Origin of the sequence: Williamsia deligens (assembly GCF_024171765.1) — a bacterium.
Lineage (GTDB): Bacteria > Actinomycetota > Actinomycetes > Mycobacteriales > Mycobacteriaceae > Williamsia_A > Williamsia_A deligens.
The window spans coordinates 2,154,019-2,166,487 of the sequence record NZ_JAMTCI010000001.1; the positions used below are offsets into that span (position 1 = coordinate 2,154,019).

12 protein-coding genes and 1 riboswitch are annotated in these 12,469 nt (G+C 70.4%); of the genes, 9 read left to right on the top strand and 3 right to left on the bottom strand.

Annotation, left to right across the window (positions count from 1 at the left end; translation table 11 throughout):
* Positions 1–53: 53 nt before the first annotated feature.
* A complete protein-coding gene (locus tag LX14_RS10120; RefSeq protein ID WP_253647081.1) occupies positions 54–1,055 on the bottom strand; it encodes an ABC transporter substrate-binding protein in 1,002 nt (333 codons plus the stop codon).
* A 134-nt stretch (positions 1,056–1,189) separates the two neighbouring features.
* Between LX14_RS10120 and LX14_RS10125 the strand changes: the two genes are divergently transcribed.
* From LX14_RS10125 to LX14_RS10140, 4 genes are all read left to right on the top strand, one after another.
* Positions 1,190–1,678: an Rv0361 family membrane protein gene (locus LX14_RS10125; protein WP_253647082.1), complete on the top strand. Its 489-nt coding sequence runs from the start codon at positions 1,190–1,192 to the stop codon at positions 1,676–1,678.
* A gap of 70 nt (positions 1,679–1,748) precedes the next feature.
* Complete coding sequence (locus LX14_RS10130) at positions 1,749–2,162, top strand: rhodanese-like domain-containing protein (protein ID WP_253647083.1); 414 nt, start codon at positions 1,749–1,751, stop codon at positions 2,160–2,162.
* Entirely contained in the window at positions 2,159–3,364 is a 1,206-nt protein-coding gene (locus LX14_RS10135; RefSeq protein ID WP_372505304.1) for an O-succinylhomoserine sulfhydrylase, read from the top strand. The genes LX14_RS10130 and LX14_RS10135 overlap by 4 nt, the downstream gene beginning before the upstream one ends.
* A gap of 71 nt (positions 3,365–3,435) precedes the next feature.
* Positions 3,436–4,059, top strand: a complete 624-nt coding sequence (locus LX14_RS10140) for a DedA family protein (RefSeq protein ID WP_253647084.1) — start codon at positions 3,436–3,438, stop codon at positions 4,057–4,059.
* A 12-nt stretch (positions 4,060–4,071) separates the two neighbouring features.
* Here LX14_RS10140 and LX14_RS10145 read toward each other — a convergent pair whose 3' ends face one another.
* A complete protein-coding gene (locus LX14_RS10145) occupies positions 4,072–5,187 on the bottom strand; it encodes an isochorismate synthase (RefSeq protein ID WP_253647085.1) in 1,116 nt (371 codons plus the stop codon).
* Between the two features lie 95 nt (positions 5,188–5,282).
* A riboswitch (SAM riboswitch) is annotated at positions 5,283–5,401 on the top strand.
* Between the two features lie 30 nt (positions 5,402–5,431).
* Here LX14_RS10145 and LX14_RS10150 point away from each other — a divergent pair.
* From LX14_RS10150 to LX14_RS10160, 3 genes are all read left to right on the top strand, one after another.
* Positions 5,432–6,646 (top strand): aminotransferase class V-fold PLP-dependent enzyme, encoded by a 1,215-nt coding sequence (locus tag LX14_RS10150; protein WP_253647086.1) that lies wholly within the window; start codon positions 5,432–5,434, stop codon positions 6,644–6,646.
* Positions 6,647–6,785: 139 nt separating this feature from the next.
* A complete protein-coding gene (locus tag LX14_RS10155) occupies positions 6,786–7,406 on the top strand; it encodes a MarR family winged helix-turn-helix transcriptional regulator (protein WP_308214089.1) in 621 nt (206 codons plus the stop codon).
* Positions 7,403–9,334: an MDR family MFS transporter gene (locus LX14_RS10160; protein ID WP_253647087.1), complete on the top strand. Its 1,932-nt coding sequence runs from the start codon at positions 7,403–7,405 to the stop codon at positions 9,332–9,334. The genes LX14_RS10155 and LX14_RS10160 overlap by 4 nt, the downstream gene beginning before the upstream one ends.
* Positions 9,335–9,405: 71 nt before the next feature.
* Here the strand turns inward: LX14_RS10160 and LX14_RS10165 are convergent, their stop codons facing one another.
* Positions 9,406–9,918, bottom strand: a complete 513-nt coding sequence (locus tag LX14_RS10165) for an inorganic diphosphatase (RefSeq protein ID WP_253647088.1) — start codon at positions 9,916–9,918, stop codon at positions 9,406–9,408.
* A 117-nt stretch (positions 9,919–10,035) separates the two neighbouring features.
* Here LX14_RS10165 and dacB point away from each other — a divergent pair, with 117 nt between their 5' ends.
* Positions 10,036–11,418: a D-alanyl-D-alanine carboxypeptidase/D-alanyl-D-alanine endopeptidase gene (dacB, locus tag LX14_RS10170; RefSeq protein ID WP_253647089.1), complete on the top strand. Its 1,383-nt coding sequence runs from the start codon at positions 10,036–10,038 to the stop codon at positions 11,416–11,418.
* A complete protein-coding gene (locus LX14_RS10175; RefSeq protein WP_372505306.1) occupies positions 11,409–12,455 on the top strand; it encodes an Rv3626c family coenzyme F420 biosynthesis-associated protein in 1,047 nt (348 codons plus the stop codon). The genes dacB and LX14_RS10175 overlap by 10 nt, the downstream gene beginning before the upstream one ends.
* Positions 12,456–12,469 lie beyond the last annotated feature (14 nt).

A 12,469-nucleotide genomic window follows, 5' to 3' on the forward strand; every position in this document is an offset into this window, starting at 1 on the left:
GGTAGGCGTCCCGCGTGGACAAGTGCCAATTCCGTGAGCGGGGTAACCCGAGGTCAGCGGGCGAGCTGCGGGACGAGCCTGTCCAGCACGTAGGGGATCGTCAGCACGGTCGGCACCGACATCGCGCTGCCGAGGCCCTGGTCGACGTAGACGACGTCCCCGCGCTTGACGATGTCGAGGGCGGCGAACGCCGGGTTGGCCTTCAGCTTGTCCGTGGCGCCCGCGTAGTCCACGACCACCAGCTTGTCGAGACCGTTGAGCAGGGTCAGGTTCTCGTCGGAGATGGAGCCGTAGAAGCCGTCGGTGATGGCCGACTGCAGCGACGCCGGGAACTCCATGCCCAGGTTGGTCAGCATCTGTCCGCGGCCGTCCCCGGGTCCGTAGATGTAGACCCCGCCCGCCTCGGACCCGATCACGACGGCACTTGTGCGGCCGACGATCTGCGGGTTCGCCGCCTTGGCGTCGGTGAAGCGCTTCTCGGTCTCGGCGACTATGCGCGCGGTCTCGGCGGGCTTGCCGACGGCTTTGCCGACCTCGGTGGTCGCCGCCTGCCACGGCACCTGCCAGTCGTCGTACTGCTTCTCGCGCACGATCGTCCCGGCGACCTTGGCGAGGTTGTCGTACACGGGGCGGGTCACGGCGTTGTTCACCGCGACGATCAGCTGCGGGTTCGACGCGAGCACCTTGGTCACCTCGCCCGCGAGGTCGGAGGTGGCGTTGGTGAGGACCGTCGGGTTCGCGCCCTCGAGCAGGTCGGAGTTCCACGGTGTGGTCACCGAGCGGTTCGTGGGGTCGTAGAACGGCGCCATCGTCGTCGGCACGATCCCGAGCTTCAACAGGATGTCGCTGTCACCCGGACCGAGCGTCGCGATCCGCGACGGCGTCGTGTCGATGGTGGTCGACCCGTAGTTGTGCTCGATGGTGACCGGCAGTGCGCCCTGTTCGGCGGCGGCCGAGCTCGACCCGGCGGGGGAGTCCTCGGCGGGCGCCGAGCAGGCCACGAGGCCCGTGACGAGAACGGCAGCGGCGGCTGCCGTGGCCAGGCGACGATGCATCGGGATCCTCCGTGGTCGGGTGGCGGTGCGAAGTGAGGTTAGGCTCCACTCACTTTCCAGGGTGGCATCGAGCAGCCCGGACGGGCAAATCCGGCATCGGGGACCGTGGTGGGCGTCGACCTACAATCGCGGCCATGACGACGACCGACGGCTCGAGGCCGGAGCCCGCCCCCGACAGCGACCCCGGATGGCGTGCGGCCTGGCCGTTCGTGATCGCTGTGGTGATCGTCGCGGTCGTCATCGGCGCGATCGTCGCGTCGCAGCTGCTCCGCCCGGCCGACGACCGCCTGCCCGACAACGCGGCCGTCCAGCACGCGATCAACGACTACTACACGGCCAAGAACGCGCTGAACTACACCGCGTTCCGCGATGCGACGTGCAGCCGCGTGGTCGACGGTGGGTCGTTCCCCACCGACGAGGCCTTCCGCTCGAGCGCGCAGACCTCGCGGGACCGCAACGGCAAGATCATGGTCACGACGATCGCCGACATCGCCGTCAGCGGGACCACCGCGACCGCGTCGATGACCTGGCGGTACGAGAAGACCCCGCAGCTGACGACGCAGTCGGTGCCGTTGGTCAAGGACGCCGACTCCTGGAAGGTGTGCGGGGTCGGCGCTCCCTGATGCCCGTCGCGGCGCCGGCGACCGGCGCCCGATCCGCCGGTCGTCCGCGCGGTGTGGGATTCTGGGAAACGTGACCTACGCAGGTGATCTGTCCGTCCAGCAGGCCTGGGATCTTCTCTCCGAGGACCCCGACGCGGTCCTCGTCGACGTGCGTACGCAGGCCGAGTGGAACTACGTCGGCATCCCCGACCTCTCCTCGCTCGGCAAGCGCACCGTCCTCGTCGAGTGGGTCGGCTTCCCCGGCGGCAGCCGCAACCCGCGGTTCGTCGAGCAGCTCCGGGAGGCCGGCGTCACCGACGACACCACCGTGCTGTTCCTCTGCCGGTCCGGCCAGCGCTCCATCGGTGCGGCCGAGTCGGCGACCTCCGACGGTGTGGGCCGCGCCTACAACATCGCCGAGGGGTTCGAGGGCGGCCTCGACGCCGACGGCCACCGCGGAGCGGCGGGCTGGAAGGCCCAGGGGCTGCCCTGGCGCCAGTCGTGATCCCGACCTGGCGCGAGCTCCCCGAGGGCGTCGCCCCCGACACCATCGGCGTCCGTGGAGGACTCATGCGGTCGGGGTTCGACGAGACCTCCGAGGCGATGTTCCTCAACTCGGGGTACGTCTACGACAGTGCCGCCGCCGCCGAACGCGCGTTCACCGGTGAGGACGAGCGGTTCGTCTACTCGCGGTACGGCAACCCGACGGTCGCGATGTTCCAGGAGCGGCTGCGGCTGCTCGAGGGCGCCGAAGCGTGCTTCGCCACCGCCAGTGGGATGGCGGCCGTGTTCGTCTCCCTCGGTGCGTTGCTCGGCGCGGGCGACCGACTCGTCGCATCGCGCAGCCTGTTCGGGTCGTGCTTCGTGGTGTGCAACGAGATCCTGCCGCGGTGGGGGGTCGAGACCGTCTTCGTCGACGGTGAGGACCTCGAGCAGTGGGAACAGGCGCTGTCGGTGCCGACCACGGCGGTGTTCTTCGAGACCCCGTCGAACCCGATGCAGTCCCTCGTCGACGTCCGCCGGGTTTCCGAACTCGCGCACGCCGCGGGTGCGAAGGTCGTGCTGGACAACGTCTTCGCGACGCCGCTGTTGCAACGCAGCCTGGACCTCGGTGCCGACGTCGTCGTCTACTCCGGCACCAAGCACATCGACGGCCAGGGCCGCGTGATGGGCGGTGCGGTGCTCGGGCCGAAGGAGTACATCGAGGAACCGGTGCAGAAGCTGATGCGGCACACCGGTCCCGCGATGAGCCCGTTCTCGGCCTGGACGCTGCTCAAGGGCCTGGAGACCCTGCGGTTGCGGGTGGAGGCGTCCGTGGCGTCGGCGCTGCGCGTAGCGCAGTTCCTGGAGGACGACCCCCGGGTGAAGTGGGTGAAGTACCCGTTCCTGCAGTCACATCCGCAGTACGAGCTGGCCACCTCACAGATGTCGGGAGGTGGCACCGTGGTCACCTTCGAACTGAACGACCGCGACGACGTGTCCGGCAAGCTGCGGGCCTTCGAGGTGCTCGACGCCCTGCGCGTCATCGACATCTCCAACAACCTCGGCGACGCGAAGTCGCTGATCACCCACCCCGCGACCACCACGCACCGCGCGATGGGACCCGACGGGCGTGCCGCGATCGGCCTGTCCGACAGCGTCGTCCGGTTGTCCGTCGGACTCGAGAGTGTCAACGACCTCCTCGGCGACCTCGACCAGGCGCTCTGAGTCGTCGTGCGTGACCCCGGCGCGCCCGAGTCCGGGAACGGTTCGTCCCGACCGCGCCCGCGGGTGCGCTGATGCAGTCGGTGATCGACTGGCTGGTCGACGTCATCGCGACCACCCCGCCGTGGGTGGTGTACCTCGTCGTGTGGGCGCTGGTCTACTGCGAGTCAGCGGCACTGCTCGGCCTCATCCTGCCCGGCGAGACGGCACTGCTGGCCGGGGGAGTGGCGGCGGCGGTCGGTGAGACCTCGGTCGGGTGGCTGATCGTCGGTGCGTGCGTGGCCGCGATCGCGGGGGACGCGACCGGCTTCTCCCTCGGCAGGTGGTCGGGTCCGCGGATGATGCGGTCCCGCCTCGGCCGGCGCATCGGAGAAGAGCGGTGGGACAAGGTGACCCATGCGATCCAGCACAACGGTGTCCCGACGGTGCTGGGGGCACGGTGGATCGGGTACGTCCGCACGCTGACGCCGTTCGTGGCCGGCATGTCCCGGATGCCCGTGCGGCTGTACCTGACCGCGAACGTCCTCGGCGGCGTCGTGTGGGTGACGGCGGTCGGGATGGTCGGGTATCTCGTGGGCGCGACCGTCGGTGCCCGACTGCTGCTCTACGGCGGCGTCGTCGTCGGTGTCGCGGCGGTGATCTTCTTCGCGGTCAGCTGGTGGCGATCACGCCACGACGCCCGGGATCCGGCCGCCTGATCGGTCCGGCCATCAGCTCTCCGCGAGCAGGAGGTCCGGACACCCCAACGCGCGCAACACGGTTCCGAACTTCGCGGTGGTCTCGGCCAGCTCGTCGGCCGGGTCGGAGTCGGCGACGATGCCGCCGCCGGACCAGGCCCGCAACGATCGACGGTCCGCCGACACCTGAACGCCGCGGATGCTGACCATCCACTCGCCGTCGCCGGCGGTGTCACACCACCCCAATGCTCCGGCGTAGAAGCCGCGGGGTTCCTCGACCGCGCCGATGACGGCCGCAGCCGCGTCCGTGGGGGTCCCGCAGATCGCGGGGGTGGGATGCAGGTGCACGGCGAGATGCAGTGCGCTGAGGTCGGTGTCGATCAGGGTGCCCTCGATGGGGGACGCCAGGTGCCACATCTCGCCGGTCCCGATCAGCACCGGTTCGTCGGGGACACGCAGGTCGCGGGTGAGCGGGCCGAGCGCCGTGGCGATGTGCTCCACCACGAACCGGTGCTCGCGGTGGTCCTTCCCCGATTCCAGCAGGGCGGCCGCGTTCCGGCGATCCGTCTCGGGGTCACTCGACCGGGGTGCGGATCCGGCGTACGGGTGGCAGGTCACCTGCCGACCGTGCTTGCGCACCAACGACTCCGGACTCGATCCGACGATCACGGTGTCGCGGTGGTCGACGCCTGCCGCGGAGAGGTCGACGGCGAAGGCGTTACGTTCCGGGCTCCCCGCGGCGAACGCCGCGACGGTGGCGTCGACGTCGACGGGGATGTCCGCCGTCAGCTGGATCGACCGCGCCAGCACCACCTTTCGTGCCTCGCCGGCCCGGATGCGGTCGACGACCGCGCCCACGCGCGCGCGGTGCTCCGACGGCGACGGCACCGAGCGCACCAGCACCATGCCGGGTGGTGCAGCGACGGGGCCCGGTGCCTCCGGCGGCGTCCGGTCCACGGTGAGGTCTGCCGGAACGTAGAGGGCGTCGGGGCTGTCCGCGGCGAAGGAGATGGCGCCGACCACCGGAACCGGGTCGCCGTCGGTGCGGCCGGAATCGACTGCGCCGAGCGCCTCCGACACCGACGAGAACGACCGCGTCGCGCGGGTCGCCCGCACCGTCGCCGACGGTCGGGAGAGGTGGAACAGCACGCCATCACGCTACCCGCGGCGCGGTTGCGATCACCGTGAGCGCAACCCGGCGGCGGTTTTGACAGCCGACGGCCGGGTCGGCGACCATCGCTGCAGGTCATGAGTGTCAGCGTCGTGAGCCCCGGCTCGCTGACCGGCAACCCTCCTCCTGCGGTGGGGTGCTTCCGGGTGACGACCCGGCCCGCGTCCGAACGGATGCGGGCAAGCGCGGGGCCCTCGGCGGTCCCCTGATCAGAGGAGACACATGTCTTTGCTCGCCCACAGCCGTCCCGAGGTCTGCGCACCGCGCGGCGACGAGTACCTCGCCGACGTCCTCGCCGGCCCCGCCCACGCTGGCTACGCCAACCTCGATCACGCGGCGAGTGCGCCTGCCCTCGACGCCGTGGTGGCCGAGCTCGCCGTCGCGCTGCCGGAGTACGCGAGCGTCCATCGCGGCGCCGGCCGACTGTCGCAGATCACGACCGCCCGGTACGAGGACGCGCGGGCCACCGTCGCCGACTTCGTCCGGGCACGGCACGACGACTCGGTGGTGTTCACGCGCAACACCACGGACTCGCTGAACCTGCTGGCCTCGGTCGTCCCCGGGGACACGGTGGTCCTCGACGTCGAGCACCACGCGAACCTGTTGCCCTGGACCCGCTCGGGCCGTCGCGTCGTCCGCTGCCGGGACACGCTCGCGGAGACTCTCGCGGCGCTCGAGGCGGAACTGCACCGCGCGCCCGCGGCCCTGCTCGCCGTGACGGGTGCCTCCAACGTCACCGGCGAGGTGCTGCCGGTGCGCGAACTGGCCGACATCGCCCATGCGGCGGGCGCGCGGATCCTCGTCGACGCCGCGCAACTCGCACCGCACCGCGCGATCTCGATGGCCGGTCTCGGCATCGACCACCTCGTGTTCTCCGGGCACAAGCTCTATGCCCCGTTCGGCTGCGGGGTCCTCGTCGGTCGCAGCGACTGGCTCGACGCCGCCGAGCCCTATCTCCTCGGCGGTGGCGCCAGCCTCGACGTCGCACCCGACGAGTCGGTCCGCTGGCAGACCGGACCGAGCCGCCACGAGGGTGGATCACCCAACGTGCTCGGTGCCGTCGCCATCGCCGCCGCGTGCCGGGCGATCACGGAGTTCGGGTTCGACCGCCTCGGCGTGCACGATCACGACCTGCGGACCCACCTCGACGCCGGACTCGACGCGATCCCCGGTGTGCGGCGACTGACCTTGTTCGCCGACGACGACCTCGACCGCGTGGGCATCGCCGCGTTCACCGTCGACGGGCACTCCCCGCGGGAGGTCGCCGAGCATCTCGCCGACCGCGGCATCGGGGTCCGCGACGGCCGGTTCTGCGCGCACCCGCTGATGCACCGTGTCGGCGCCCCCGACGGTGCGGTGCGGGCGTCCTTCGGCATCGGCACCCACATCGAGGAGATCGACCGACTGCTCGCGGCTCTCGTCGAGCTCACCGCCTGACCCCTCCGGTCGCCAGTCGGCGATCGCAGCAGCCCCGGTCGTCGTCGACGGCCGGGGCTGTTTGCGTGCCCATCCGGGCTTCGGCATACTTGCACTCGTCAATCAGTTGCACGATGAAACTCATTTGAGGTGAAAATCAGTGACGAGGCTGCATCACGTCGACGATCTCCTCTCGGTCCTGTCCCGCTACGGGCGCATCCGCGAGCGGCTCGCGGTGACGAAGTTCAAGACACCGGAGGGCATCGTCGAGACGGCTGCCTTCTCGTGCCTGTTCACGCTGGCCGAGAAGCCGATGCGGTCCGGGGAGCTCGCCGAGCACCTCTACGCCGATCCGTCCACCGTCAGCCGCCACATCGCGTCGCTGGTCCGCCTGGGCTACGTGCGGCGTGAGGCCGACCCGCGCGACGGGCGCGCCACGATCCTGGTGCTCACCGAGTCGGGGAGGACCCAGGTCGAGGCCGTTCGCCGGCACCGGATGAACGCCGTCGACGTGATGCTCGAGGACTTCACCACCGAGGAGATCGCCCAGCTCTCCGGCCTGATGGGCCGCGTGGTCGACGCCGCCGACAAGCTCGCGGCCAGTGCGTACTCGCCCGTGAAGACACTCGGCGGCCCGGACGACGCCGTCGCGGGAATCGACGGCGACGCCTCGGGGGTTGGTTCTCGAGACGACGACCTCGCCGACGCGACATCAGACGACCTCACCGCCGACACGTCGGCACACACCACAGCCCACACACGCGAGAAAGCATCACGATGACCGACACCGCAGTCCCCGGCGCAGCGTCCGCCGGATCGTCCGCGTCCGCCGACCCGGCGGCCGGGTCGATGACGCTCTCGCACCGCCAGATCCTGACGATCATGGGCGGACTCATGATCGGCATGTTCCTCGCCGCCCTCGACCAGACCATCGTGTCGACGTCGATCCGCACCATCGCCGACGACCTGAACGGCTACTCGCTGCAGGCGTGGGTGACGACGGCGTACCTCATCACCTCGACGCTGGCGACGCCGATCTACGGCAAGTTGTCCGACATGTACGGGCGCAAGCCCTTCTTCATGGCGGCGATCACGATCTTCGTCATCGGGTCGCTGCTGTGTTCCACGTCGACGTCGATGTACGAGCTCGCAGGGTTCCGTGCGCTGCAGGGCATCGGTGCCGGTGGTCTGTTCTCTCTGGCGCTGACGATCATCGGCGACATCGTCGCGCCGCGGGAACGCGCCAAGTACCAGGGCTACTTCCTCGCGGTGTTCGGCACGTCCAGCGTGCTCGGCCCCGTGCTCGGTGGTCTGTTCGCCGGCCAGGACTCGATCCTGTGGGTGTCGGGTTGGCGCTGGGTGTTCCTCGTCAACGTCCCCGTCGGGCTCGTCGCGCTCGTCGTGGTGTTCCGCGTCCTCAACTACGACCGGATCCCGGGTGTGAAGCGCAAGATCGACTGGTGGGGTGCGTTCGCCCTCGCCGTCGGCGTCGTGCCGATCCTCGTCGTCGCCGAACAGGGCCGCGAATGGGGTTGGGGCTCCACACGATCGATCATCTGTTACGTCATCGGTGTGGTCGGCGTCGCGGCGTTCGTCGCGGTGGAGAGGGCCATGGGCGAGGCCGCGATCATCCCGCTGCGCGTCTTCAGGAACAGGGTGTTCGCGCAGGGCATCGTGATCTCGATCGTCATCGGTTCGGTGATGTTCGGCGCGATCTCCGTGCTGCCGCAGTACTACCAGGTGCTCCGCGGGTCCAGCCCGACCATCGCCGGCCTGCAGTTGCTGCCGATGGTGCTGGGTCTGATGAGCGCGTCGATCATCTCCGGCCAGATGATCTCGCGGACCGGTCGCTACAAGATCTTCACGATGATCGGCGTCGTCCTGATCAGCGTGATGACCTTTCTCCTGCACTACGTCAGCCCGAGCACCCCGCTCTACGTCGTGATGCTGATGACCTTCGGGCTCGGCTTCGGACTGGGCAACCTGATGCAGCCGCTGACGCTGGCCATGCAGAACGTGTTGCCCGCCAAGGACATGGGCATCTCGACCAGCTCGGCCACGTTCTTCCGGCAGATCGGCGGAACCCTGGGTGTCGCCGTGTTCTTCTCGGTGCTGTTCTCGCTCATGGGTCCGAACATCGCCGACGAGTTCCGTCAGGCCGCGCCGACGCAGTCGTTCCAGGCTGGTGTCCGTGAGGCCGCGCAGAGCACCGACCCGACCGTCGCCGGGTTCGGCAAGAGCCTGATCGAGGCCGCCCAGGGCGGAGGCGGTGGAGCCACCGGTTCGGTCATGAACGACACGTCGGTCATCCCCAAGCTGCCCGACGCCGTCGCCGCGCCCGTCAAGCAGGGCTTCTCGGACGCGATGGACTCGGTCTTCCTGACGGTCTCGATCGTGTCGCTCATCGCCCTCGTCGCCGTCTTCACGTGGAAGGAGATGCCGCTGCGGAAGTCCTCGGGGACGCAGGCCGCCGCGGACGACGCGATGGGTGTCGGCCCCGATCCCGACGCACTGCCCGGCGGGGAGCGGTCACCGGAGCCCGTGTCCGTCGGCGGCGGTCACAACGACATCGTCGACCCCGCCGATGTGCACGGTCGCCACACCGCGGTCTCCGACGAGGGTGGCCCCGTGATCGCCGCGGACCCCGGTGGACGCCACGAGGCGTCGTCGGACACCGGTGACACCCACCCGGGTCGCCACGAGGCCTGACCCACACCGACGCAGGACGCAGAACGGCCCCGAGCACTCCGCTCGGGGCCGTTCTGTCGTGTGGGGGTGGGTCAGCCGCGGGAGGGGTCGTTGGCCTCGTGGGGCTGCTGGGCGAGCCGGTCGATCGCCTCCTGGGCGACCTTCTCGGCGGCCTCGCGGCCGACCCAGCCGCCGGGCTGGACCTCCTTGCCCGGCTCGAGGTCCTTGTAGTGCTCGAAGAAGTGCGAGATCGCGTCCAGCTCGAACTTGTCCACGTCGCCGACGTCCTGGATGTGGTCCCAGCGGACGTCGCCCGCGGGCACGGCGAGCAGCTTGTCGTCGCCGCCGGCCTCGTCGGTCATGGTGTACATCGCGACGATGCGCGCCTTGACGACGACGCCCGGGTAGACCGACTCGGGGAGCAGGACCATCGCGTCGAGCGGGTCGCCGTCCTCACCGAGGGTGTTGTCGATGTAGCCGTAGTCGGCCGGGTAGCCCATCGAGGTGTAGAGGTAACGGTCGAGGTGGACCCTGCCCGTCTCGTGGTCGACCTCGTACTTGTTGCGCTGTCCCTTGGGGATCTCGATGGTGACGTCGAACTCCACGACTCACATCCTCGCTCTCTGTGACGGTTCGTGCGGGCAGGCCGTTGCGTCGGCCGAGCCGCGATCGGGTCGAGGATACTGTTGGACGCCAGGACCACGGTGGGCGGAGGAGCATCAGTGAACGCACGGGCACGCCGGCGCGTCAGTGTGTGGTGGACCGTCATCCCGGTCCTCGTCCTCCTCGTCGTCGCGGCCGTGGTTGCGGTCGTCGCCGTCACCGTCGACTCCGGTGGCACCCAGCCGGCCGCGAACGCACCCGCCCGCCCGGCCGCGGCCTCCGCGGACCCGGCCGTCGTGCCGGTCGCCTCGGCCGCCCCCGAACCCACCTCGGCGGGGGTCTCCGCGCAGCTGGCGTCGGTCGCGCGCGACCCCCGGTTGGGCACGCTCACCGGCGAGATCTCCGACGCGCTCACCGGACAGGTCCTCTGGTCGCAGAACCCGACCAGGCCCATGACGCCTGCGTCGACGACGAAGATCCTCACCGCGGCCGCGGTGCTGCTGTCGGTCCCGCTCGACGCCACCCTCACCACGAGCGTCGTCGACGCGGGCAACGGTCGGATCGTCGTGGTCGGTGCCGGTGACCCGACGCTCTCGGTCCAGCCGGACGGGACCGACACGTTCTTCACCGACGCGCCCCGCATCGCCGACCTGGCCGCGCAGATCCGTCGGTCGGGGGTGCAGGTGTCGTCGGTGGCCGTCGACACCGGACGGTTCACCGGGCCGTCGTTCGCCTCCGGCTGGGAGACCGCCGACATCGCGGGCGGCAGCATCGCACCGATCGAGGCGCTCATGGCCGATTCCGCCCGGACCGATCCCACCGCGCTGTACTCACCGCGCACCGCCACCCCGGCCGTCACCGCCGCCACCGACCTCGCCCGCGATCTGGGGGTGTCGGCCGACGCCGTGTCGTCGGGGACCGCGCCCCAGGGCGCGCGCGTGATCGCGTCGGTCACCTCCGCGCCGATGCAGACGCGCCTGCGCGACATGCTCGTCGACTCCGACGACGTCCTCGCCGAGACCATGGCCATCGAGGTGGCCCGCGCACGTGGACTCCCGGCGAGCCTGTCGGGTGCCACCGACGCGGTGGCCGCGGTGCTGCGTGAGGCGGGCGTCGACATGTCACAGGTGACACTGCAGGACACGAACGGGCTCTCGACCGGCGACCGCATCCCGGCGGGTGTGCTCGACGCGATCCTGCGCGCCGCGTCGGGCACCCAGGACACCAAGCTCCGGCCTCTGCTCGACATGCTGCCGATCGCCGGGGCCACCGGGACCCTGTCCGACCGGTTCTCGTCGGTGTCCGGCGTCGCGAACGCCGCGGGCTGGGTGAAGGCGAAGACGGGGACCCTCACCGGCGTGAGCGGACTGGCGGGGATCGTCCAGACCCGGCAGAACCGGGTGCTCACCTTCGCGCTGCTGTCGAACGGGACCAACCCGGCAGACGCCCGTCCGGCCCTCGACGCGATCGCGGTGCGACTGCGGGGATGTGGATGCCGATGAGCACCGATCGCGATCTGCCCGGCGCCAGGATCGACTGGTCGCTGGCCGCCGGGGTCGGCCGTCGACTCACCCGACCCGGTCCCAGCACCACCGAGTACACGCGTTCGGCCGCCCGCGAGCAACTGTCGGTGCTGGCCGCGCGCGCCGAGGGACCGGTCCGGGAGACGACGGGTCTCGCGGACGGGCTGCCCGTCCCCGCGGCGTCCGTGCTGGACCGTCGCGGATGGGTCGACGCCGCCGCGCAGTCGATGTCGGCGATGCTCGGCGGCGGTTCCACGGCGGCACCGGGCATCTCCGGCCGCATCGGCGGCATGCAGGCGGGCGGGCTCCTCGCGCTGCTCTCGGGGGCGATCCTCGGCCAGTACGACCCGTTCTCGCCCGACCCGTCCACCGGCGCCGACGGCGTGCTGATGCTGGTGGCCCCCAACATCATCGCTGTCGAACGGTCGCTGAAGGTCGTCCCGGCCGACTTCCGCTACTGGGTCTGTCTGCACGAGGTGACCCACCGCGTGCAGTTCTCGGCCACCCCGTGGCTGCGCGACTACATGCTCGACAACATCGCGACCATCAGCACCGACAACGACGAGTCGGGCAGTGAGATGGCGGCGCGCGTCGTCGGCGCCCTCCGCTCGGACAAGCCCCGCGAGAAGGGCGTCCTCGGTGCGATGCAGCTGCTGCAGGCGCCGGAGCAGTACGAGGCGTTCACCCGGCTGATGATGCTGGGAACCCTGCTGGAGGGCCACGCCGATCACGTCATGGACGCGGTGGGACCGGCGCATGTGCCGACCGTGGAACGCATCCGCACCGCCTTCGACCACCGCCGCACGAGCAAGCAGAACCCGATGCAGCGCATCCTGCGCGCCCTCGTCGGGATGGACGCCAAACTGGCGCAGTACATCCGGGGCAAGGCGTTCGTCGACGAGGTCGTCGGCACCGTCGGGATGGCCCGGTTCAACGCGATCTGGTCCGCCCCGGACGCGCTGCCGCGACCCGAGGAGATCGACACCCCGCGACTCTGGGTCGACCGTGTGCTCTGAGATGCGGTGGCCGC